This window comes from Streptomyces sp. NPDC047841 (assembly GCF_040704085.1).
Lineage (GTDB): Bacteria > Actinomycetota > Actinomycetes > Streptomycetales > Streptomycetaceae > Streptomyces > Streptomyces argyrophylli.
In genome coordinates, this window is sequence record NZ_JBEYRP010000016.1 from 68637 (window position 1) to 90991 (window position 22355).

A 22355-nucleotide genomic window follows, 5' to 3' on the forward strand; every position below is an offset into this window, starting at 1 on the left:
CAGTTCCCCGCGCCCCTCCCCGGGGGGGCTCCACCCCCGTACCTCAGGAAGAGGACCGTACCCTCATGACCGCCGCCACCCGCAGCGAACACGATCTGCTCGGGGACCGCGATGTGCCCGCCGACGCCTACTGGGGTGTCCACACCCTGCGCGCGACGGAGAACTTCCCCATCACCGGCACGCCGATCTCCGCCTACCCGCACCTGATCGACGCCCTGGCCGCGGTGAAGGAGGCCGCCGCCCTCGCCAACGAGGAACTCGGGCTGCTGGCGCCCCGGAAGGCGGCCGCGATCGTCGCCGCCTGCCGGGCGATCCGGGCCGGCGAGCTGCACGACCAGTTCGTCGTGGACGTCATCCAGGGCGGAGCCGGCACGTCCACGAACATGAACGCCAACGAGGTCGTGGCGAACCGCGCGCTGGAACTGCTCGGCCACGCCAAGGGCGAGTACACGCATCTGCACCCCAACGAGGACGTCAACCTCGGCCAGTCCACCAATGACGTCTACCCGACGGCCGTCAAGGTGGCGACGATCTTCGCCGTACGCGGACTGCTCAAGGCGATGTCCGTACTCCAGGACGCGTTCGCCCGCAAGGCCGTCGAGTTCCGCGACGTGCTCAAGATGGGCCGTACCCAGTTGCAGGACGCGGTACCGATGACGCTCGGTCAGGAGTTCTCCGCGTTCGCCGTCATGATCGAGGAGGACCGCAGCCGTCTCGCCGAGGCCGTCGAGCTGATCCACGAGATCAACCTCGGTGCCACGGCCATCGGCACCGGCCTCAACGCTCCCGCCGGCTACGCCGAGGCGGCCCGCCGGCACCTGTCCGCCATCACCGGCCTGCCCCTGGTGACGGCGGCCAACCTGGTGGAGGCCACGCAGGACTGCGGTGCCTTCGTGCAGATGTCCGGCGTCCTCAAGCGCATCGCGGTCAAGCTCTCCAAGAGCTGCAACGACCTGCGGCTGCTGTCCTCCGGTCCGCGCGCGGGTCTCGGTGAGATCAACCTGCCGCCGGTACAGGCCGGTTCGTCGATCATGCCGGGCAAGGTCAACCCGGTCATCCCCGAAGTGGTCAACCAGGTCGCCTTCGAGGTGATCGGCAACGACGTCGCCATCACCATGGCCGCGGAGGCGGGGCAGCTCCAGCTCAACGCGTTCGAGCCGATCATCCTGCACTCCCTGTCGGAGTCCGTCACGCACCTGCGGACGGCCTGCCTGACACTGGCCGAGCGCTGTGTGTCCGGCATCACCGCCAACACCGAGCGGCTGCGCGCCACCGTGGAGAACTCCATCGGCCTGGTCACCGCGCTCAACCCGCACATCGGCTACACCGCCGCCACCGACATCGCCAAGGAGGCCCTCGCGACGGGCCGTGGCGTGGCCGAACTGGTCCTGGAGAAGGGCCTGCTGCCCGCCGAACAGCTCACGGGACTCCTCCGGCCGGAGGTGCTCGCGGGCAGCGGGACCACGCCGGCGCTCTGACCCGACGGCACCCGCGTGCCGGCAGGCCCGGTCCCCCCGGCCGGTCCTGCCCGCGGGTGCCGTCGCAGCATCCCCGTCGGGGTCCGGCACCGCCGGGAAGCAGGGCGCCGGCGCCCCGGAGCGCCCCGGCGCCAGGGGTGCGGCATGATGACGATCATGTCCTCGCAGTTCCAGCCGGTCCTCGATCGCATCATGGCGGAGATCGATCGCACTCCCGGGCGCGGCCGGTCCGCCGACTACATCCCGGCCCTGGCCGCCCGCGACCCGCGCCGGTTCGGCATGGCCGTCGCCGAACTGGACGGCACGGTGTACGGGGTGGGGGAGTGGCGGCAGCCGTTCTCCACGCAGTCGATCACCAAGGTCTTCACGCTCGCCCTGGACCTGGCCCGCGAGGGCGACGAACTCTGGGAGCACGTGGGCCGCGAGCCCTCCGGCAACCCGTTCAACTCCCTGGTCCAGCTGGAGTACGAGAACGGCATTCCGCGCAACCCCTTCATCAACGCGGGCGCGCTCGTCGTCACCGACCGCCTGCACACCCGCACCGGGGACGCGGCCGGCGAGCTGCTGTCCTTCCTGCGCGCCGAGAGCGGCAACCCCGAGCTCGGCTTCGACGAGGAGGTCGCCGCCTCCGAGACCGCCCACGGTGACCGCAACGCCGCCCTCGCCCACTTCATGGCGTCCTACGGCAACGTCGACAACGAGGTGCCGGTCCTGCTCGACCAGTACTTCCGGCAGTGCTCCATCGCCGCCTCCTGCGCCGACCTGGCCCTCGCCACCGGCTTCCTCGCCCGGCACGGCATCCGCGCCGACGGCAGCCGGCTGCTCAGCCGCAGCCAGGCCAAGCAGGTCAACGCGGTCATGCTGACCTGCGGCACGTACGACGCGGCCGGCGACTTCGCCTACCGCGTCGGCCTGCCCGGCAAGAGCGGGGTCGGCGGCGGCATCATCGCCGTCGTACCGGGCCGGTGCACGCTCTGCGTGTGGAGCCCGGGCCTGGACGAACGCGGCAACTCGGTGGCCGGTGTGGCCGCCCTGGACCGTTTCACGACCCTGACCGGGCTGTCGGTGTTCTGAGGCGCGTCACCCCCGGCACGCGGCGGGGCAGCCGGCCCGCGAGAGGCACCCGGTTCGGGCGAGGCCTCGGCCTAGCCGGCGGGCCCGACGGACCGGCACCGCGAACCCGGCCGCACCACACCACGCTCCGGTCACACCCCGGCCCCCGCCCGGCAGGGCCGCCGTCGCCCTCCGGCCACCCGGCGCCGCCACGCTGACCCGGTGTTGGCCTTGGCGTTCCCCGTCGATATCCGCCGCTGCCAGGTGACGGGCCTGGCCGGCACCGCCTGTCTCGCGCTCGGCGGTGAGACGGCCGGCGCCCTCCCCGTCCGGGACCTCCTGGCGCCCGCCTCGGCCAAGGCGGCGCTCGGCCTGGTCGGGGTGTACTTCGGGGTCGTGCTGCTGATCGCCGCCTGGGTGCTCCTCGGCCGGCTGGTCCGCGGCCCCGAACCGCCCACCCCGCGCGCCCTGCTGCTCGTCCTGGCCGTGTGGGCGGCCCCGCTGCTGCCGGCCCCGCCGCTGTTCAGCCGGGACGTGTACAGCTATCTCGCGCAGGGCGCCATGGTCGACGCCCACCTGGACGTCTACGCCCACGGCCCGGCGTGGCTCGGCGGCCCGCTCGCCGGCGAGGTCGCCCCGATGTGGCGGCACACCGGCGCCCCCTACGGACCCGCCTTCCTGGCGCTCGCCTCGGCGCTGTCCGGACTGACCGGCGGCGCGGTGCCCGCCGGTCTGCTCGGCATGCGCCTGCTGGCCCTGCTCGGCGTGGCCCTCATGGCGGTCGCGCTGCCCCGGCTCGCCCGGCACAGCGGAGCCGACCCGGCCGCCGCCCTGTGGCTCGGCGCCCTGAACCCGCTCGTGCTGCTGCACCTGGTCGCGGGCGCCCACAACGACGCCCTGATGCTCGGCCTGCTCGGGCTCGGCCTGGTCGCCGCGCGAGGCCGCGGCCCCGTCGCCGGCGCCGTCCTCGTCACCCTCGCCGCCCTGGTCAAGGCACCGGCGCTGCTCGGCCTGCCGGCCGTCGTGGCCCTGCGGGTCCGTTCCGGCGGCCGTCCGCTGCCGGCCGCGCTGACCACGGCGGCGGCCGCCGCGGCGACGACGGTCGCCGCCACGGCCGTCGCCGGCACCGGCTACGGCTGGATCGGCGCCCTGGACACCCCGGTCTCCCCGCACAACTGGGCGCTGACCAGCCTGCTCGGCCGCGCCACCGGCGCCCTGCTCGAACACCTCGGCAGCTCCCTGGCCCCGCTGGCCGTCCCGGCCTGGCACCTGCTGGGCCTCGCGGCCACCGCCGTCGCCGTCCTGCTGATCTGGCTGCGGCTGAGGCCCCGCCCGGTGTACGCGCTGGGCCTGAGCCTGCTCGCGGTCGCCGTCCTCGGCCCGGCGATCCGCCCCTGGTACGCGCTGTGGGGCCTGTTCCTCATCGCCGCCGCCGCGCCCAGCACCCCGGTACGGCACCGGGTGGCCGCCCTGGCGGGGGTGCTCTCCCTCGCCGTCCTGCCCGGTGGCGGCCCGGCCGGCCCCGGACAGCTGGTGCTCGCGGTCTCCGGCGGGGCACTCGGGGTCGTCGTCCTGTGGCAGGCCCACCAGGCCGGCCAGGCCCACAGGGCGGCCCGGGGTCCGGTGCCGGGACGCGTGGCATGACGGGCCGGCGGAGAACGCCGGGGCTGCCGGGGCCGCGCACGGAGCGGGGCCGGCTGGTGCTCGTCGTGCTCCTCGTGGCGGCCGTGACCGTGTTCACGGCCACCGTGCCGCTGCTGCGCGGCTTCTTCGACCTGCGGGTGTACTACGGCACGGTGCACACCTGGGTGCACCACGGCGGCCGGATCTACGACTACCGGGTGCCGGGCACCGCGTACGGCTTCACGTACCCGCCGTTCGCCGCCGTCGCCATGCTGCCGCTGGCGCTGCTCGGCAGGACCGCGGCGATCACCGCGTCCCTGCTGGTGAACCTGGCCGCGCTGGTGGTGGTCCTGCGCGTCCTGGCCGGCCCGCACGGGCGCGGCCACGGCTGGTACCGGTGGGCGCTGTGCCTGTGCCTGCTCGCGCTGTTCGAGCCGTTGCGGGACACCGTCAGCTTCGGCCAGGTGAACCTGGTGCTGCTCGCCCTGGTCCTCGGCGACTCCTGGCTGCTGGCGAGCGGCCGGGGCCGCTGGGCGGGCGCGGGGACCGGGCTCGCCGCCGCCGTGAAACTCACCCCCGCCCTCTTCATCGGCCTGCTGCTGCTCGCCGGGCGCCGGCGGGCGGCCGGCACCGCGACGGCCGTGGCCGTGGCCGCGACCGCGCTGGCCTGCTGGGCGGATCCGGCGGCCTCCCGCTTCTACTGGACCGAGGCGCTCTGGGACACCCGCCGCGTGGGCCGGCTCGACTACGTGTCGAACCAGTCGCTGCAAGGGGTGCTGGCCCGCCTCGGCGAGACCGGCCGCCCGCTGTGGGCGGCCGTGGTGCTGCTGACCCTCTGCGTCTGGGCGTGGCGCGGCCGGCGGGCGGTCGCGGCCGGGGACTGGCCGGCGGCGTTCGCGCTCACCGGTGCGGCGGCCTGCCTGGTCAGCCCGGTCACCTGGGTGCACCACCTGGTGTGGCTGCTGCCCTCCTTCGCGGTGCTGGTCCGCGCCGGGCGTCCGCGGACCGCGGCCGTCCTGTACGCGGTGCTGTGCACCAGCGTGGTGTGGCTGTGGTTCGACGACGCCTCCGGCCTGGACGGGTTCCTGGGCGGCAACCTCTACACGTGGATCTCGCTGGGCCTGCTGCTCGGCCTGCCGGTGGGTCAGTCGCGGCCCCGGCTCACCTTGGCCCGCAGCACCAGTGCCACGGCCCCCGCGCCCAGTCCGGACAGCCCCGCGACGACGGCGGTGCCGGACCAGTCCGAGTCGTCGTCCGGTGCCACGGCCGCCGCCACCGGCGCCGCGGACGCCGAGGGACGGGGGGTAGCGGGCCGCAGCCCGTCCAGCGAGCCGACCGGGTCGACCCGCCCGGCCGCCGCGAAGCCCCAGTCCAGCAGGGAGCGGGCCTCCTCGTACACGGTGAACCCGCCGCCGGCCTGAGGGTTGAGCACGGTCACCACGAGGGTGCGCCCGCCCCGGTGCGCCGCGGCCACCAGGGTGTTGCCCGCGTTGCTGGTGTAGCCGTTCTTGATCCCGATGAGTCCGGGGTACGGCGCCACGCCGTCCTCGCCGGTCAGCAGCCGGTTGGTGTTCTCGATGGGGTACGGGGACCCGTCACCGGGGAAGGGGGCCTCGGCGGTGGCGCAGTACCGGGCGAAGTCGGGGTTGCGCAGGCCGGTCCGGCCGAACACCGCGAGGTCGTAGGCGGAGGACACCTGGCCGGGGGCGTCGTAGCCGTCCGGGGAGACCACATGGGTGTCCAGGGCGCCGAGCGAGCGGGCCTTGTCCTGCATGCGGGCGGCCGTGGCCTCCCAGCCGCCGCCCATCCGGGCGAGCACGTGCACGGCGTCGTTCCCGGAGCTGAGGAAGACGCCGCGCCACAGGTCGGCCACCTGGTAGGTGTGCCCTTCCTCGACGCCGACCAGGCTGCTGCCCTCGGCGACGTCGTCCAGTTCGCCGTACCGCACGGTGTGCTGCCGGCCGCTGGGCAGCACCGGCAGCATGGTGAGCGCGAAGAGGGTCTTCAGGGTGCTCGCGGGCGGGAGCTCGCGGTGGGCGTCGTACGCGGCCAGCACCTCGCCGCTGCCCGCGTCGGCGACGAGCCAGGACAGCGCCGAGACGTCCGGGAGCCCGGGGGCGTCCCGGTGCGGCCGGACCTGGATGCCGGAGTGGTAGAGCAGGGACGGCCCCGGCATCGCCGTCCCAGGGCGGGGCGGGGCGGGCTCCCCGGCGGGCTGCGCGACCCGGGGCCCGGCGGCGGCAGCGGCCGGCGTGAGCGCCAGCAGGCCCGCCACACAGAGGGAGCAGGCCGACACCGCCGCGCGATAAGAGAATCCGGTGATCATATGATCAAAGTACGAAATTGGTGTGTATGCACCACACCGCCGGGCCGTTCGGGTCACCGGGGCAACCCGGATGCCACACCCGGCGCCCCCGTGGCCGCGCGTCAGGCGGCCGGCAGGGTGGGCCTGACCTGCCGCAGGAACGCGGCGTTGCCGGGTGTGGCACGCAGCCGCTCCAGCAGGGTCTCCAGCCCGAGGGGCCCGCCCTCCCGGGAGCGCAGGACACGGCGCAGACCGTGTACGGCCGACAGCTCGGCGGGGCTGAGGAGGAGTTCCTCGCGGCGGGTGCCGCTGGTGTCGATGCCGACGGCGGGGAAGACGCGGCGGCCGGCGAGTTCCCGGTCCAGGCGCAGCTCCATGTTGCCCGTGCCCTTCAGCTCCTCGAAGAAGTAGCCGTCGGCGCGGGAGCCCGTGTCCACGAGGACCGTGGCGAGGATGGTGAGCGAGCCGCCCTCCTCGGTCTGGCGGGCGGCGCCGAAGAACCGCTTGGGGCCGAGCAGCGCGCCGGCGTCGACACCGCCGCTCAGGGTACGGCCGCCGGCGGCGGAGGCGTTGTTGTGGGCCCGGCACAGCCGGGTCAGGGAGTCCAGCAGGACGACGACGTCCTCGCCGGCCTCCACCAGGCGCTTGGCCCGCTCCACGACCAGGTCGGCGAGGGCGATGTGCTCCTTGGCCGGCCGGTCGAAGGTGGAGGCGTACACCTCGCCGCGTACCGAGCGGCGCATCTCGGTGACCTCCTCGGGCCGCTCGTCGAGCAGGAGGACCATCAGCCGGCACTCGGGGTGGTTGCCGGCCACGGCGGCGGCGAACTGCTGGAGCAGCACCGTCTTGCCGGTCTTCGGCGGGGCCACGATGAGGCCGCGCTGGCCCTTGCCGACCGGAGCGAGCAGATCGGTGACGCGTCCGGCCAGGCCGGAGGCGGGGTGCTCCAGACGGATGCGCCGGTGCGGGTGGAGCGGGGTCAGGTCGCGGAAGTGCGGCCGGGGGCCCGGCTCGCCGGGAGCGCGTCCGTTGACGCGCGCGACCTCGGTCAGGGCCCGCTGCGCGCCCCGGACGCCTTCGACCAGGTCGCCCTTGCGCAGCCCGTGGCGGCGGATCAGCGCCGGTGCGACCTGCGGATCGGCGGGGGAGGGCAGGAGGCTCGCGGCCCTCAGGTGTCCCTTTCCGTGCGCGTCGATGTCGAGGACACCGGTGACGAGCGGGGCAGCCGGCGCCTGTCGGGCCGCGGGCGGGTGTTCGAGTGTGGTGGTCATGGGAGGGGGTCCTTTCGCGGACGGATCAGAGAGGAAAAAAGGGGGTGAGGCCGCGAGCGGGAGGCGTGCGGGACTGCCTCCGGGCGGCGGGAACGGCACCTCGGGTACGGCGTGGAAGGCCCGTCACGAGGTGGTGCCGGGAAAGCTGACGCGCCGGGAACCGGACATCCGGAAAACGGCGGACGGATCAGCGTGGAGAGGGGAGACTGGCACCGGCGGCCACAGCGGCCGTGCACGGGTGCTGAGGGAACGGTACCACCCGGGGGAGTACCGCGTCCTTGGTCGGCTCAACGAACCACCGGAGCGGGTTATTCCCCCGGAGGGCGGGCGCGCTCTCGGGGAGACGTCGGGAGGAGTCGCCTTGTCAGGGGAACGTCAGCAGCATCCGGTGGACACCTCGGCCGCCCGCACCCCGCACCGCCTGGACCCCGCCGGCGGCTGCCCGCACGCCGTGAACGCGCGCCTGCTGTCCCGGGGTGCCGTGGTCCCGGTCGAGCTGCCCGGCGGGATCGAGGGCATGGCCGTACTCGGGCACGAGGCGCTGAAGGAGTTCCTGCAACACCCGCAGGTCGCCAAGGACGCACGCCACTTCACCGCCCTGCGTGAAGGGAGGGTCGGTGCGGGCTGGCCGTTGCTGACGTTCGCCACCGTGCCGGGCATGACCACCGCCGACGGAGACGACCACCGGCGGCTGCGGTCCCTGGCGGCCCGCGCCTTCACGCCCCGCCGGGTGGCGGAACTGCGGCCACGGGTGGTGGAGCTGACGGAGTCACTGCTGGACGGCCTGGCACGCGCCGCCGCCTCGGGCGACGGAGTCGCCGACCTGCGCCGGCACTTCGCCCTGCCCCTTCCGATGGGCGTGATCTGCGAACTCCTGGGCGTGGACGTTGAGTTCCGGGACCGCCTGCACCGGCTCGGCAGCCTGGTCGTGGCCACCGACACCGCACCGGCCGAGGCCGTCGCCGCCAACCGGGAACTCGTCGCGGTCCTCGGCGAGATCGCCGCGGCGAAGGCCGCGCGGCCCGGCGACGACCTCACGAGCGCGCTCCTCGCCGCCCGCGACGAGGGCGGCGACCGGCTCAGCGAGCAGGAGCTGATCGGCACCCTGCTGCTGATGGTCATCGCCGGGCACGAGACCACGCTCAACCTGATCACCAACGCCGTGCGCGCCCTGTGCGCCCACCCCGAGCAGCTGGGCCTGGTGCGCGCGGGCCGGGCGAGCTGGGCGGACGTGGTGGACTAGACGCTGCGCTGGGACGCGCCGGTCAGCTACTTCCCGTTCCGCTACCCCGTACGGGACCTGACCGTCGCCGGCACGCTCGTCCCCGCCGGAACCCCCGTGCTGGCCGGTTACTCCGCCGCCGGCCGCGACCCGGCGGCGCACGGCCCGGACGCCGGCCGCTTCGACCTCACCCGCTCCGCCCGGCCCGGTGCCGTACGGCACCTGTCCCTCGGGCACGGCGCCCACTACTGCCTGGGCGCGCCACTCGCCCGGCTGGAGGCCACGGTCGCCCTGGAGCGGCTGTTCACCCGGTTCCCGTCGCTGCGACTCGCCGTACCCGAAGCCGGCCTGGTGCCGCACGCGGGCTTCGTCGGCAACAGCGTGCGCGCTCTGCCGGTGCGGCTCGCCGCGGGGTGACCCGCCCCTGAGCCGCGAACCGGCCGGAGCGGCAGGGTCCGGGAATCCGGGAACAGACGTCCCCAGACCGTAACGATCCCGGACACCAGGGGACTTGACCGCCAACCGTCCACTATCTTCGCGACATGTCCACGCCACCGCAGCCCCCGCAGCCGGCCGACCAGCCCGCGCCGCAGCCCCCGCAGCAGCCGGCCGTGCCCCCGCAGCCGGCCGACCAGCCCGCGCCGCGGCCCCCGCAGCAGCCGGCCGTGCCTCCGCAGCCGACGGCCTACCCCTACCCGAACCCGCAGTCGCCCCCACCGGGGACGTTCCACGCGCAGCCCACCCTGGCCGACCAGCCCGCGCCGGGACAGCCGCAGCCGGGCAACCCGTACGCGCAGTTACCCCAGTACGGGCCCGTGCCGCCCGGCCCCCCGGCCGGCGGCGGGGCCGGCCGTGCGGTGCTGTGGGCCGCCGTCGGCGCGGTCGTCGCCTCCGCCGCGTGGGCGGCCGGCGTCCTCCTCATCGGCGGGCGGAGCGACAGCGCGGACCTGCGCGGCTACTCGGCGCCCGCCAACATGTGCTCCGGCGCCGACTACTCGTCCTTCAAGGCCGAGTACACCGAGAACGACTCCTCGCCGACCCGGACCTCACTCAAGGACGGGGCGCTGGACGAGAGTTACTGCAGCCTGGGCCTGAAGAAGTCCGGCTCGTCCTACGCGGACGCCTATCTGACCCTGCAGCTGGACCTGCACAAGAAGACCGACCCCGCGCCCGAGTTCACCGCGACCTGGAAGAACTACGGGGAGAGCCACACCGGGTACGACGTCGACCCGGTCGAGGGCATCGGCGACGAGGCCTACCTGGTCAGCCAGGACACCTCGAACGGCTCCTCCTCCAGCGGCTCCCGGTACGCCACGCTCGCCGTCCGCGACGGCTGGGTGACGTACACGATGAGCTACAGCGTCTACCTCACCTCGTACGACGAGGACAAGAACCCGCCCGCGCTGACCGACGTCACCGACTGGCTGAAGACCGACACCAAGGCCACGCTACGGCAGCTGAGGGACTGATCACCGCCGTGCCGCGGTGCGCGCGGCGGCTCACGCCGACCGCGCCCCGGCATCCTTCACGATCTGCTCGAACCGCGCGCCCATGGCCTCGCCGAGGGCCTGCGCGCCCGACAGCGGACGGACCATGACCGTGAGGTCGTCGATCAGGCCGTCCTCGTTCACGTGCAGGAAGTCGCAGCCGGTCAGCTCCCGGTCGCCGACCCGGGCCTGGAACACCAGCGCGTGGTCCAGGCCGGCCGGGCCGCCGATCTCCCGGACGTACCGGAAGTCCTCGAAGACCTGGAACACCGCGCGCAGCACCGCCGCGGTGATCGCCTTGCCCGGGTACGGCTTGAAGGCGACCGGGCTGGTGAACACGACGTCCTCGGCCAGCAGCGCCTCGACGGCGTCCAGGTCCCCGGCCTCCACCGCCTCGCGGAACGCGCGCATCGGCTCACCCCACTCACTAGTCAACTAATTGAATAAGTGCGGCTGAGATTAATCAACTGACTGCTAGCCTGTCCACATGTCGCTCAAGTACGCCGTCCTGGCCGCCCTGCTGGAGGGCGAGGCCTCGGGCTACGAGCTGTCGAAGGCCTTCGACGTCTCGTTCGCGAACTTCTGGCCCGCGACCCCCCAGCAGCTCTACCGTGAGCTGGAGCGCCTCGCCGGGGACGGCCTGCTCCAGGCCCGCACCGTGCAGCAGGAACGCCGCCCGAACAAGCGGATGTTCACGCTCACCGAGGCCGGCCGGGCCGAGCTGGACGCGTTCGCCGCCGAGCCGCCGAAGCGGCCCACCGCGATCCGGGACGAACTCCTCATCAAGGTCCAGGCCATGGACGGGGGCGACCCGGAGGTCACCCGGGCGCTGATCGAGGAGCGCATGGGCTGGGCGCGCGGCAAGCTCGACCGCTACCGGAGGGTGCGCGAGCGCCTGCTCGCGGGGCGGACGGAGGAGGATTTCCTCCACACCGCCGACCGGGTGGGGCCTTACCTCACGCTCCTGGCCGGGATCGCCTTCGAGGAGGAGAACGTGCGCTGGTGCGAGCGGGTCCTCGCGGTGCTCCGGCGGCGCGGAGACGCCGCGCCGGCCCGGCGGATCGCTCATCAGGGTGGTGATCCCCCGCGGAACGGGTCGTGACCCCGGGTGGTGCGGGACAGTGGGCGGGTGCCTCGCCGACTTCTTCCGCTGCTGGTGGCGGCGCTGGTGACCGTCGCCGGCTGCGCCACCGTCGACCCCGTGCCCGACACGGCCCGCCCCCGTCGCTCCCTCGCCCCGGACACGGTGGTGCGGCCCTCGGTGCTCCAGGAGCCGGTCCGAGCGCCGTCCGGGCACGCGGCGCTGGTCCGCACCGGCCACGGACCCCGTTCGTCGGCCGGGCCGCGCCGCAACCCCGGGACCGGCCGCGTACCGGTGCCCGCGGCACCTCCCCGGGCGGTGGCACCGGCCGCCCCGCCGGTCCGGCGCCCCCGCCCCGAGCGCCGGGGACCGGTACGCCACCCGGTACGGCGTCCCCGCCCCGCCTCCCGGCCGCCCGCCGCCGTCCGGATGCGCGACCTGTGCCGCCAGGCGGACGGCGTGACCACACCGGAGATCGCGCGGCTGTGCCACGACACCTTCGGCTGACCGACGGCGCCGGGCCGGCCGGGCCCGCGGTGAAGCCCGTCGCCTTGTGCGCTTCCGCCCGCGCCGCGACACCACCGTCATAGGCTGACGTCATGTTCGGTCCCGAAGGCCCCACGCTCCGCGAGCTGACCGTCCAGGCGCTGTCGTCCGTCGAGCACGGCTACGACCTGCTCGCGCCGAAGTTCGACCACACCCCCTTCCGGACGCCCGACGCCGTACTGGACTCCGTGGCGCGGGCACTCGCCCCGCTCGGCCCCTTCACGGACGGACTCGACCTGTGCTGCGGCACCGGCGCCGGCACGCACCTGCTGACCGGACTGTGCCGCCGCAGCGTCACCGGGGTCGACTTCAGCGCCGGCATGCTCGACGTCGCCCGCCGGCGCGTGTCGGCCCCCGACGGGCCGGGGGTCGCATGGGTGCGCGGCGACGCCCGGGCCCTGCCATTCACGGCCGCCTTCGACCTCGTCGTCTCCTTCGGCGCGTTCGGCCACTTCCTGCCCCGCGAACTGCCGGGCCTGTTCACCCAGGTCCGCGGGGTGCTGCGGCCCGGTGGCCGCTTCGTCTTCCCGGTGTTCGCGCCGCCCGGCCCGGCGCACCCCGGTTTCTGGACGCTGCTCGGCTTCGACGCGGTGATGCGGGTGCGCAACGCGCTGTGGCGACCGCCGTTCGTCATGTACTACCGGACCTTCCGGCTGAGCGCCGTGCTGCGCGAGCTGGAGCGCGCGGGCCTGACGGTGGAGCTGGGCGTCCTGCCCGGGTTCGGCCGGCGAGCCGACGGCAGCCCGCGCGCCCGACTGCTGGTGGCCCGGCGGGCCGACGCCGCGCCCCTCGGCGGTCAGCCCGCGGCGGGCAGGGTGAACTCGTAGACCAGGGCGTCGCATTCGGCGTTCACCAACAGGTCGGTGATCTCCAGCGGGCGCGCGTACTGGTCGTGCACACGCCGGGTCACCCGCACCGAGGAGGCGGCGCCGATCTGGGTGATGGCGTCCCGGTGGTGCAGGGTCAGGCCCGCCGTGCGCATCCAGTCGTAGGCCCGCCGCAGCTGCGCCGGGGTGGTCCCGTCGGCCCGGTCCCGGTAGCGGGCCAGCTCCGCCACCTCGGCCAGCGCCACCGCGGAGAACGACGTCACCGCCGTGCGCAGCGACCGGCCGTCCGGCGTCACCGACCGGTAGCGGTGCACCAGCGTGGGCCGGTGCGGGGCCAGGCCCAGGGCCCGTGCGTGCTCCGGCGGCGGCTCCTCCCAGCTCACCGTGGCCCGGTCGACCGCGTACGGGTCCACCGGCCGGGCGCCCACCGGGAAGGTGAGCGATCCCGCCGTCTCGACGGGCCGGCCGGGCAGCGTCGCATGGCTGCCCCGCCGGTCGGTGGCGACCGCACCGCTGCGGCGCAGCACCTCCAGCGCCTGCCGGACGGTCTCCCGGCTGACTCCGTAGTGCGCGGCCAAGTGCCGTTCGCCCGGCAGCCGTTGACCCGGTGGAATGGTGCCGGCGCGCAGTTCGTCGAGCAGCAGCGCCGCGATCCGCCCGTACAGGGGCCGGTCGCCGCCGGTCGGGGGATCGTGCGGGGTGGTGCGGGCCATGCCGCGCCCTCCTGTCGGTGACAAAAGGTAGTCGTACGGGTTCAGTGCGCAACCATGACTACCATTGGTCTAAACCACGAGGGAAGAGCGATCGGTCGGTTCGACCGAAACCCACCCGCGCGCACGGCACTCGCCAGGCGCCGCGCCGCACCGTCACAAGGCGCTGTAGAGGGCCTCCACCAGCGCTGTTTTCCGTGGATCATTGGCGATGTGCGGCCCCATCCGGTTCATGACGTAACCCAGCGACACCCCCGCGTCCGGATCGGCGAGCCCGCAGGAACCACCGAAACCGTCGTGGCCGAAAGCGCGCGGATTGGGGCCGTACGACCCCTGGGGCCCGCTCAGCCACAGCCCGAGCCCCACCTCGGTGTCGCCCTCGAAGCCCGCGCCGAGCACCAGGTCGCGGCAGCTGCCCTGGCCCTCGCGCACCCGCTCCGCCGCCTCCGGCGACAGGATGCGCCGGCCGCCGTACGAGCCGCCCCCGGCGAAGACGCCGTACAGCGCCGCGACCGCGCGGGCGGTGCCGTGTCCGTTGGCCGCCGGGATCTCCGCCGCACGCCAGGCCGGGCTGTTCGCCTCCGCCGCCCCGACGAGGGGGTTGGCCAGGGCCGCCAGCGCGACCGGCGCCAACTGGCCGGATGCCGGCGCCTGTTCGGTGCGCGACGCGGCCGGCGGGTGCACCAGCCGCGCCGCCCGGCCGGAGTCCCGCTCCGGCAGGCCCACCGTGAAGTCGAGCGCGAGCGGCCCGGTCACCTCCCGCTCCAGGAAGGCTCCCGGCCGCAGTCCCGACACGCGCCGCACGACCTCCCCGACCAGGAAGCCGTACGTCAGCGCGTGGTAGCCCGATCGGGTGCCCGGCTCCCACCAGGGCGCCGTCGCGGCGAGCCGCGCGGTGGTCAGGTCCCAGTCGTACAGGTCCTCCAGGGTGTGCGGCTCGCGCAGCCCCGACAGCCCGGCGCGGTGTGACAGCAGGTGCCGCACGAGCACCTTGTCCTTGCCTTCGGCGGCGAATTCCGGCCAGTAGGCGGCCACCGGCGCGTCGAGGTCGAGCAGGCCCCGGTCGGCGAGGATGTGCGCGCACAGCGCCACCGGCCCCTTGGTGGTCGACCACACGTTCACCACGGTGTCCCGTGCCCAGGGCCGGGTGCGGTCCGCGTCCGCCCAGCCGCCCCACAGGTCCACCACCGTCTCACCGGCAACGGTCACCGCGACCGCGGCGCCGAGTTCCCCGCGTGCGCGGAAGTTCTCCGCGAACGCCTCCCGTACCGCCGCGAACCGCGGATCGCAGTGCCCGTGGACCTGCGCGTCCGTCTGCGGTGTCTGCCGTCTTCCCTGGGCTTCGTGCGCGGGCATGTGGCCTCCCTCGTCGCCGGGATCCCGGGCCGCGGCACTGCCGCCCGGGCGCTCCGAACGTACCGACTGGTCGGACCGGAGGAAAGACCGGCGCCGTCGACGGCGGGTCTCAAGCGTACGACCGCAGCCAGCGCACCTTCTCGGCCTCCTGGAAGGGGCCGCCGCCCTCGTGGTCGTTGAACTCGTACACCTCGATCGCCTTGTCCTCGTGCGCCCACGCGTTGAAGGCCGCGAACACGGTCGACGGCGGGCAGGTCTGGTCCTCCAGGGCCGCCGAGAACAGGGCCGGCGCCCGGCCCCGGGCCGCGAAATGCACCCCGTCGAAGTAGGACAGCGTGTGCAGCACGTCCGCCGAGCGCCCGCGGTGCGTCTTCAGGAACAGGCCGAACTCCCGGTACGGGTGACGGTCCGTCAGGGTCGTCGCGCGCGGGAAGTCGCACAGGAACGGCACGTCCGGGGCGACCGCCACCAGGTCCGGGACCAGTCCGCCGACGGCCAGGGCGATGCCGCCGCCCTGGCTCTCGCCGGTCACCGCCGTCCGCGCCGGGTCGGCCAGCGGGTGGCGGCGGGCGGCCTCGACCGCGCGCACGGCGTCCGTGAACACCCGGCGGTAGTAGTAGTTCTCCGGCGCGTCGATGCCCCGCGTCATGAAGCCGGGGTACGCGGGCGGCGCGCCCACCGGGTCCGGGGTGCCGCCCCCGCCGCCCCAGGCGCTGCCCTGCCCCCGGGTGTCCATCACGAAGTGGGCCCGGCCCGTCGACGCCCACAGCAGGTTCTCGTGCGGCAGGCCGCGCCCGCCGCCGTAGCCGATGAACTCCACGACCAGCGGCAGCGGCTGTGCGGCACCGGCCGGCAGCCGCAGCCAGCCCTTCACCGGGTGGCCGCCGAACCCGGCGAACGTCACGTCGTACACCTCGACGGTGGACAGCCCGGTCTCCACCGGCTCGAAGCGCGCGTCCAGTTCGTGCTCGCGGGCCTGCTGGAGCGTCTTGTCCCAGAAGGCGTCGAAGTCGTCCGGTTCGGGGGACTCGCTGCGATACGCGCGGAGTTCGTCGAGGGGCAGGTCGAACAGGGCCATCAACAACCGCCTTCGTGAAGGGAGACTGCGTCGCCTCACCGTACGGGGGTGATCGGATGACTCGCCAGGGTCATGTGGGGGCGCCGCGCGGGTTGGGCCGTTCCCTCGTGCGTGCCATCGCGGCTGGTCCGAAGGCGGGTAAGCGCGTGCTCCGAGGCACGGGCGAGTGCGGGAGGACGCTCCGAGTGGTCGGGTCACAAGGCGGCCGTTTCCGGCGGCTGGGCGTCAGGTGAGCGGCTGGGTCCACCGGGGTCCCGTCCTGGCCCACTCCCGCTCCCACTCGGCCAGCCGATGGCGCAGCGCGATCCGGCGCGCGACCACGTGGCCGAGGAAGACGACGGTCGCCGTACCGGCCGCCGCGCACAGCCCGGCGGTCACGGTGTGCTGCCACACCGCGACGTCGTCCGCGGGCGGCCCGACGCTACGGCCCCGGGAGTCGAACCACACCGACACCGGCTCCCCGGCCCGGGTCCCCGCCGGAACCCGGGCCCACGCCGTCCGGACGCCCTTGCCCGGCTCGGTCCAGCGGACCTGGGCGCGGTAGGGCTGCCGGGGGTCGCTCTGCGACGGGGCCAGCCGCCGGAGCGTGTCGCCGACCACCACCGCGCGCACCTGATGGCGTTCGGCCCGCTGGGCAGCGGCCAGTGCCCGGGCCTGGTCGTGGGCGTGCAGGCCCGCGGCCACCCCGGCCAGGGGCGCGACCACGGACATCAGGACGGCGACCACCAGCACCGCCCACGCCTCCACGACGTCCGACCGGCGCCGCAGCGGATTGCGCCGCCAGCGCCAGCCACGCACCCGGGTACGCATGTCCACCTCCTCGCCACCGCCGCAGCCGGAGAGCGGGAGGAGCCGGGTCGCCGGTCCACCGCCCCCGCCGCTCACGGACACGAGCGTCCACACCCGTCTCGTACCCCGTTCGGCGCACCTCGCGCACGCCGTGAACCAGCCAGTTCCGGCCCATATGGTGCACGGCACGCCCCCCGCGCCCCACGATCGCGCGCGGCGCCCCCCGGCGCGACCCGGGCGCCGCCCCGCCGGGCCCCGGCCGCACCGCCTGGTCCCGGCCGACGGGTTCGGAGCCGGGCCCCGAGCGGTCTCGGGCCGGCGTGTTCCGGGCCGGCTCTTCCGCCGGGGTTCGGCCGGCGCGCTCAGCGTCACCGCGTCCCGGCCGGTCCCCAGGGGTCAGCCGAAGCGCTCGATGCGGATGCGGTCCACCGGCTGGCCGGCCGCCACCAGCAGTCGGGAAGCGTGTTCGGCGAAACCGTTGGACCCGCACACATAGGCTTCCCACCCACCGACGGGCGGGTCGGCCAGGAGGGGCGCCACATGTGCGGTCGTCATACGTCCCACCGGAACCCCGGGCGGAGCGCTGCGCGTGAACACGGGCGTCGTCTCCGCGCCGAGCTCGGACGCGTAGATCAGCTCCTCGGGACTGCGCGCCGACACCAGCATCCGCAGCGGGACGGTGAGACCGCGCGCCCGGTGGTGCCGGATCATCGCCATCAGCGGTACGACCCCGGACCCTGCCCCGATCAGCAGCGCGGGCCGGTCGCCCGGCCAGGCGAAGAAGCCGCTGAGCGGGCCCCGCACCTCCACCGTGTCACCGGGCCGGGCCACGGTGTGGAACCAGCCGGAGACCTCGCCGTCCGGCACCCGGTCGAGGGTCAGCTCGATGTGCCCGGAACCGTCCGGGGCGGACGCGATCGAATAGTGGCGCTGCGCCGCATAGCCGTCCGCGGCGGTCAGCCGCAGCAGCAGGTGCTGGCCCGGCAGGTGCCCCGCCCAGTGCGGCACCGCCAGCCGGAACGTGGCCGCGTGCGGTGTCTCGCGCCGGATCTCCGTAAGGGTGGCCGTCCGCCACACGGAGGCCGCCTGCTCGCTCACGGCGATCCGCCCCGGCACCGCGAACCGCTGCGCGGAAGTCGTCGTCTCAGTCACCGGCGTACCGCTGTTCCTCCCACGGGTTGCCGCGCCCGTGGTAGCCGTTGCGCTCCCAGAAGCCCGGCTCGTCGTGGTCCAGGAGCGTGATGCCCGCGATCCACTTGGCGCTCTTCCAGAAGTACAGGTGGGGCACCACCAGCCGCGCCGGTCCGCCGTGTTCGGGCGGCAGCGGTGCGCCGTCGTACTCCCAGACGATCCAGGCCCGTCCGCCGGTGAGGTCGGCGAGCGGCAGGTTGGTGGTGTAGCCCGTGTGGGAGTGGGCGACGGCATGTGTGGCGGTCCCATGGGGGCGCACCACACGGAAGAAGGCGTCCAGCGAGACGCCGCCGAACCGCACGCCGAACTTCGACCAGCCGGTCACACAGTGGATGTCACCGTGGTACGCCGACGCCGGCAGTGCGTGCGCCGCGTCCCAGTCCCAGGTGTGCGGGCGCTCGACCAGGCCGTCGATGCAGAAGGACCAGTCGGCGGGGGTGAGGTCGGGGGTGACCTCGGCGGACAGGACGGGCCAGTCGTCGCGCGCGTCGTACTGCCCGGGCGGCAGCCCCGGGTTGTGGACGCGCGGGCGACCCGTGAAGCCTCGCGTGACGTTCATGGTTAAACCGTACGGGGTCGGCCGGGATGCTCCGGCCCCGGCCGGCGGTCCCGCGGCGCCTCGCACCTCACGGCGCCGCGCCGCGCCGCGTCCCGGCTCGTCGCCCTCATCGCGTGACGCGTTGCCTGTCATTGCGGCCGTGTGAACTCTGTCCCGGGCCGGGAATACCGGCCCGGAACCGCTCCTTGCCGATTAGTGCCGGCGCCGGTGCGCCGGTGACAGCACGAGAGAAGTGAGGAAACGAGGATGCTCCAGGCCCATGTCTCCAGGACCGTGACCGAGGCGGCCGGATGAGCGCCGTGACGAGCCCGGGCGTCCCCGGACCGGCCCCCGCCGCCCCGCACGTCCTCGACAACCCGGCGCTCGCCTCCCTGACCGGCCCGCACGCCCGCTTCGCCGAGCGGCGCGGCCGGGTGCTGCGCTATCCGGTCGACGTCTCCCCCTGGCTGGCCCTGCCCGACGACCCGGACGCGCGGGACTGGGCGGACGTCGCCGCGCTGGCCGGTCCCGGCGCCGAGGTGGCACTGCCCGGGTTCCGCGGGGAGCTGCCGGAGGGCTGGGAGATCACCTTCCGGGTCGAGGGCGTGCAGTTCGTGGACGACGGCCTCGCCGCGGCGCCGGACCCGGAGGCGGTCCGCCTCGGCCCGGCGGACGTGCCCGAGATGCTCGACCTGGTGGCCCGGACCCAGCCGGGACCGTTCCTGCCCCGCACCGTGGAACTCGGCACCTACCTGGGCATCCGGCGCGACGGCGCGCTGATCGCCATGGCGGGCGAGCGGCTGCACCCGCCGGGCTGGACCGAGATCAGCGCGGTCTGCACCGATCCCGCCTTCCGCGGCGAGGGCCTGGCCACCCGCCTGATCCTCGCGGTCGCGCACGGCATCCGCGAGCGCGGCGAGACCCCGTTCCTGCACACGAGCGCCGAGAACACCAACGCCATCCGGCTGTACGAGTCCCTCGGCTTCCGGCTGCGCCGCCGTACCGCGTTCCTCGCGGCGAGGGCACCGCAGCGGCCGGCGGAGGACCGCGCGGCCGTGCCGGTGCCGTAGACCGGCGCCGCTCCCCCCGGCCGGGCCGCCGCCTCAGTCCGGGTCCGCGCCGCCCGGGCCGGCGTTGTAGCGCTCCAGGTAGGCGGCGAAGCGCACCAGGTCCTCCTCCGGCCAGTCCGCGAGCCGTTCCCGGAACGCGGCCCGGCGGCTGCGGGTGACCTGGGCCAGGATCTCCTGGCCGGCGTCCGTCAGATGCAGCACCTGGACCCGGTGGTCCTCCGGGTCCAGCCGGCGCTCGATCAGCCCGGCCCGCTCCAGCGCCGCCACCTGGCGGCTGACCGTCGACTTGTCCAGGGCGTAGTGCGCCGCCAGGTCCGTCGCCCGGCAGCCGCCGCGCTCCTCCAGGTGGCCGAGCAGGGTGTACGACACCAGGGACAGCTCGGGGTGCATGCGGCCCGCCGAGGCACGGGCCCGGCGGGCGAAGATGGTCATCTCGCGCTGGATCGTCTCGACGGCCGACTCCGCTGCGCTCACGGGAATACCTCCTCCGACGGTCTAGTTGTATAGTACAACTTGAAGTCAGAGTTGTATAAGCCAACCTTTGGAGGTCCGCGCGCGATGAGGTCACCGGCACTGCGCCATGTGCTCACGCACCTGATCACCCCGCTGCTGATGTGCGTCGGCATGGGGCTCGCGTACATGGGGGCGTTCGTCACCCCCGAGCCGCACCACCTGCCGGTCGCCGTCGTCGGCACCGCCCCGAAGGCGAAGGTCTTCGCGCAGACCGTCAAGGACGCCGCGGGGGACGGGCTCGACGTCCGCACGGTCGCCACCCGGGCCGACGCCGTCCACCTGCTCATGTCCCGCGAGGTGACCGGCGCCTACGTGCCGAGCGCCAAGGCGCCCGAACTGCTGGTGGCGAGCGCCGCGTCCGACATGGGGGCCACCGCCGTGGAGAAGGTCTTCACGCCGGTCGTCGCCCGGGAGGGTGTGCCGCTGACGGTGACCGACGTGGCCGCCCCGGTCGCCGACGACCCCACCGGGCAGGGCCTGTTCTTCCTGCTCGTCGCGGTCAGCATCGGCTCGTACGCCTCCGTCGCCGCGCTCGGCGCCGCGGGTGCCGCCCTCGCGATGCGGGTCCGGGCGCTGCTCGCGCTCGGCGTCGCCGCCGTGGTCGGCGGCATCGGCGCGCTGCTCGCCGGGCCGGTGTTCCACCTCGCCCACCACGACCTCGCGGGCGTCTGGGGCATGGCCTCGCTGTACTCGGCGGGCATCCTCCTCGTCGGTGTGGGCCTGCACACGTTCCTCAAGCGGTGGACGACGCTCACCATGATGGTGCTGTTCGTGATGCTGAACTTCACGAGCTCCGGCGGCCTGTTCCGACCCGAACTCCAGAACGGCTTCTTCGGCACCCTGCACGCCTTCTGGAACGGCGCCGGCTTCGTCGAGGGCTCCCGCGGCCTGCTCTACTTCGGCGGTGACGGCCTGTCCCGCGCCGTGTGGACCCTGGTGGCCTGGCTACTGGCCGGTGTCCTCGTGACCGCGGTGGCCGCCCTGTACGAACGCACCCGCGCCGCCCGCCAGGAGGCGGCCGTCCCCGGCGCCGAGGCCGCACCCGCCGGGTCCGGGTCCGCCGGGTCCGGGTCCGCCGGGTCCGGGTCCGGCCGGGAGCCCCGGCGGGCCGCCGAGGAGGAGGCCGCGCAGGAGGCCGAGGAGGAGGCCGAGGAGACGGTCGGTGTCTGAACCCCGCCTCCCCGAGGGCCCGTCGGCGGCCGTCGGGTAAGGTGGCCGTCCGGCCGCGGACGCCCCGCGGCTTCGATGACGAGGAGGTGAGACCCATTTCCGCTGTGTCGGCTGGGGTGCTCCCTCCTCGTGACGGCGCGGTACGCCGGCTCCGGTGACCGCGGGAGCGCCCTGAAGGCTTCGCGCTCCCGAAAGGCTTCCGGCTTCCATGCCCCTTCCCGTTCCGTTCTCCCCGTCCGACGTCGTCTCCGCGTTGCGCGCCGCAGGGTGCGTCTTCGCCGAGGACGAGGCCGAGTTGATCCTCGCCACCGCCCGCACCCCCGAGGAGGCGGCCGGCATGGTGGACCGGCGCGCCGCCGGGCTGCCGCTCGAACAGGTCCTCGGCTGGGCCGGGTTCCACGGGCTGCGCGTCACCCTGGAACCCGGCGTGTTCGTCCCCCGCCGCCGTACCGAGTTCCTGGTCGACCAGGCGCTGGCCGCCGCGCCGGACGCGACCGTCGTGGTGGACCTGTGCTGTGGTTCCGGCGCGCTCGGCGCGGCGCTGGCCGCCGCCCTGGACGGGGCGGAGGTGCACGCCGCCGACATCGATCCGGCCGCCGTGCGCTGTGCCCGCCGCAATCTCGCCGCGTTCGGCGGCCGGGCGCACCAGGGCGACCTGTACGACGCGCTGCCCGCCGGCCTGCGCGGCCGGGTGGGTGTCCTGACCGCCAACGTGCCCTACGTACCCACCGCCGAGGTGGCCCTGCTGCCCGCGGAGGCCCGCGAGCACGAGCCGCTGGTGGCGCTGGACGGCGGGGCCGACGGGCTCGACGTGCTGCGCCGGGTGGCCACCGGGGCGCACGAGTGGCTCGCCCCCGGCGGCTGCCTGCTCACCGAGACCAGCGAACGCCAGGCCCCGGCCGCCGTACGGGCCTTTGAGACCGCGGGCCTGACGACCCGCCTGGCGGTCAGCGAGGAGCTGTACGCGCATGTGGTGATCGGCGTACGGCCCCCGGCCCGAGGGTGACCCCGGTTCCGCGAACCCCCGTCAGCCGCCCGACCGCCCGA

Annotated in this window: 20 protein-coding genes and 2 pseudogenes; 12 read left to right on the top strand and 10 right to left on the bottom strand. The window is 74.6% G+C overall.

The window, feature by feature from the left end; genetic code table 11:
• Positions 1–65: 65 nt before the first annotated feature.
• From aspA to AB0947_RS26880, 4 genes are all read left to right on the top strand, one after another.
• The gene (gene aspA, locus AB0947_RS26865; protein WP_366752886.1) at positions 66–1478 is read left to right on the top strand and encodes an aspartate ammonia-lyase; all 1413 of its coding nucleotides are present in this window, start codon (positions 66–68) and stop codon (positions 1476–1478) included.
• A gap of 147 nt (positions 1479–1625) precedes the next feature.
• Positions 1626–2552: a glutaminase gene (locus tag AB0947_RS26870; protein WP_366753047.1), complete on the top strand. Its 927-nt coding sequence runs from the start codon at positions 1626–1628 to the stop codon at positions 2550–2552.
• Positions 2553–2762: 210 nt separating this feature from the next.
• Entirely contained in the window at positions 2763–4175 is a 1413-nt protein-coding gene (gene mptB, locus AB0947_RS26875; RefSeq protein WP_366753048.1) for a polyprenol phosphomannose-dependent alpha 1,6 mannosyltransferase MptB, read from the top strand.
• A complete protein-coding gene (locus AB0947_RS26880) occupies positions 4172–5575 on the top strand; it encodes a glycosyltransferase family 87 protein (RefSeq protein WP_366752887.1) in 1404 nt (467 codons plus the stop codon). The genes mptB and AB0947_RS26880 overlap by 4 nt, the downstream gene beginning before the upstream one ends.
• An 11-nt stretch (positions 5576–5586) precedes the next feature.
• Here AB0947_RS26880 and AB0947_RS26885 read toward each other — a convergent pair.
• Positions 5587–6480: pseudogene (locus AB0947_RS26885) on the bottom strand (serine hydrolase); the annotation flags it as partial.
• Positions 6481–6581: 101 nt separating this feature from the next.
• Complete coding sequence (gene rho, locus AB0947_RS26890; protein WP_366752888.1) at positions 6582–7730, bottom strand: transcription termination factor Rho; 1149 nt, start codon at positions 7728–7730, stop codon at positions 6582–6584.
• 388 nt (positions 7731–8118) lie between these two features.
• Between rho and AB0947_RS26895 the strand changes: the two are divergent.
• Both AB0947_RS26895 and AB0947_RS26900 read left to right on the top strand, forming a co-directional pair.
• Positions 8119–9369: pseudogene (locus AB0947_RS26895) on the top strand (cytochrome P450).
• A 125-nt stretch (positions 9370–9494) separates the two neighbouring features.
• Complete coding sequence (locus AB0947_RS26900; protein WP_366752889.1) at positions 9495–10421, top strand: hypothetical protein; 927 nt, start codon at positions 9495–9497, stop codon at positions 10419–10421.
• Between the two features lie 30 nt (positions 10422–10451).
• Here the strand turns inward: AB0947_RS26900 and AB0947_RS26905 are convergent, their stop codons facing one another.
• The gene (locus AB0947_RS26905; protein WP_366752890.1) at positions 10452–10850 is read right to left on the bottom strand and encodes a nuclear transport factor 2 family protein; all 399 of its coding nucleotides are present in this window, start codon (positions 10848–10850) and stop codon (positions 10452–10454) included.
• A 76-nt stretch (positions 10851–10926) separates the two neighbouring features.
• Here AB0947_RS26905 and AB0947_RS26910 point away from each other — a divergent pair, with 76 nt between their 5' ends.
• From AB0947_RS26910 to AB0947_RS26920, 3 genes are all read left to right on the top strand, one after another.
• Positions 10927–11541: a PadR family transcriptional regulator gene (locus tag AB0947_RS26910; protein ID WP_366752891.1), complete on the top strand. Its 615-nt coding sequence runs from the start codon at positions 10927–10929 to the stop codon at positions 11539–11541.
• Positions 11542–11568: 27 nt separating this feature from the next.
• Complete coding sequence (locus AB0947_RS26915) at positions 11569–12027, top strand: hypothetical protein (protein ID WP_366752892.1); 459 nt, start codon at positions 11569–11571, stop codon at positions 12025–12027.
• A gap of 92 nt (positions 12028–12119) precedes the next feature.
• Positions 12120–12893: a class I SAM-dependent methyltransferase gene (locus tag AB0947_RS26920; RefSeq protein ID WP_366752893.1), complete on the top strand. Its 774-nt coding sequence runs from the start codon at positions 12120–12122 to the stop codon at positions 12891–12893.
• Here the strand turns inward: AB0947_RS26920 and AB0947_RS26925 are convergent.
• The 6 genes from AB0947_RS26925 to AB0947_RS26950 form a co-directional block, all read right to left on the bottom strand.
• Positions 12863–13606, bottom strand: coding sequence for a GntR family transcriptional regulator (locus AB0947_RS26925; RefSeq protein WP_366752894.1), 744 nt, complete (start codon positions 13604–13606; stop codon positions 12863–12865). The two genes, AB0947_RS26920 and AB0947_RS26925, sit on opposite strands and share 31 nt — an antisense overlap.
• 153 nt (positions 13607–13759) lie before the next feature.
• The gene (locus tag AB0947_RS26930) at positions 13760–14959 is read right to left on the bottom strand and encodes a serine hydrolase domain-containing protein (protein WP_366752895.1); all 1200 of its coding nucleotides are present in this window, start codon (positions 14957–14959) and stop codon (positions 13760–13762) included.
• A gap of 109 nt (positions 14960–15068) precedes the next feature.
• The gene (locus tag AB0947_RS26935; protein WP_366752896.1) at positions 15069–16037 is read right to left on the bottom strand and encodes an acetylxylan esterase; all 969 of its coding nucleotides are present in this window, start codon (positions 16035–16037) and stop codon (positions 15069–15071) included.
• 225 nt (positions 16038–16262) lie between these two features.
• A complete protein-coding gene (locus AB0947_RS26940) occupies positions 16263–16847 on the bottom strand; it encodes a hypothetical protein (protein ID WP_366752897.1) in 585 nt (194 codons plus the stop codon).
• A 375-nt stretch (positions 16848–17222) separates the two neighbouring features.
• Entirely contained in the window at positions 17223–17978 is a 756-nt protein-coding gene (locus AB0947_RS26945; RefSeq protein ID WP_366752898.1) for a ferredoxin reductase, read from the bottom strand.
• Entirely contained in the window at positions 17971–18576 is a 606-nt protein-coding gene (locus AB0947_RS26950) for a sulfite oxidase-like oxidoreductase (protein WP_366752899.1), read from the bottom strand. Before AB0947_RS26950 ends, AB0947_RS26945 begins: the two co-directional genes overlap by 8 nt.
• 290 nt (positions 18577–18866) lie before the next feature.
• Here AB0947_RS26950 and AB0947_RS26955 point away from each other — a divergent pair, with 290 nt between their 5' ends.
• Positions 18867–19625 (top strand): GNAT family N-acetyltransferase, encoded by a 759-nt coding sequence (locus AB0947_RS26955; RefSeq protein WP_366752900.1) that lies wholly within the window; start codon positions 18867–18869, stop codon positions 19623–19625.
• A gap of 33 nt (positions 19626–19658) precedes the next feature.
• Here the strand turns inward: AB0947_RS26955 and AB0947_RS26960 are convergent, their stop codons facing one another.
• Entirely contained in the window at positions 19659–20099 is a 441-nt protein-coding gene (locus AB0947_RS26960; protein ID WP_366752901.1) for a MarR family winged helix-turn-helix transcriptional regulator, read from the bottom strand.
• Positions 20100–20183: 84 nt separating this feature from the next.
• Here AB0947_RS26960 and AB0947_RS26965 point away from each other — a divergent pair, with 84 nt between their 5' ends.
• Both AB0947_RS26965 and AB0947_RS26970 read left to right on the top strand, forming a co-directional pair.
• Positions 20184–21308 (top strand): hypothetical protein, encoded by a 1125-nt coding sequence (locus tag AB0947_RS26965; protein ID WP_366752902.1) that lies wholly within the window; start codon positions 20184–20186, stop codon positions 21306–21308.
• Between the two features lie 208 nt (positions 21309–21516).
• Positions 21517–22314: a putative protein N(5)-glutamine methyltransferase gene (locus AB0947_RS26970; protein WP_366752903.1), complete on the top strand. Its 798-nt coding sequence runs from the start codon at positions 21517–21519 to the stop codon at positions 22312–22314.
• Positions 22315–22355: the final 41 nt, after the last annotated feature.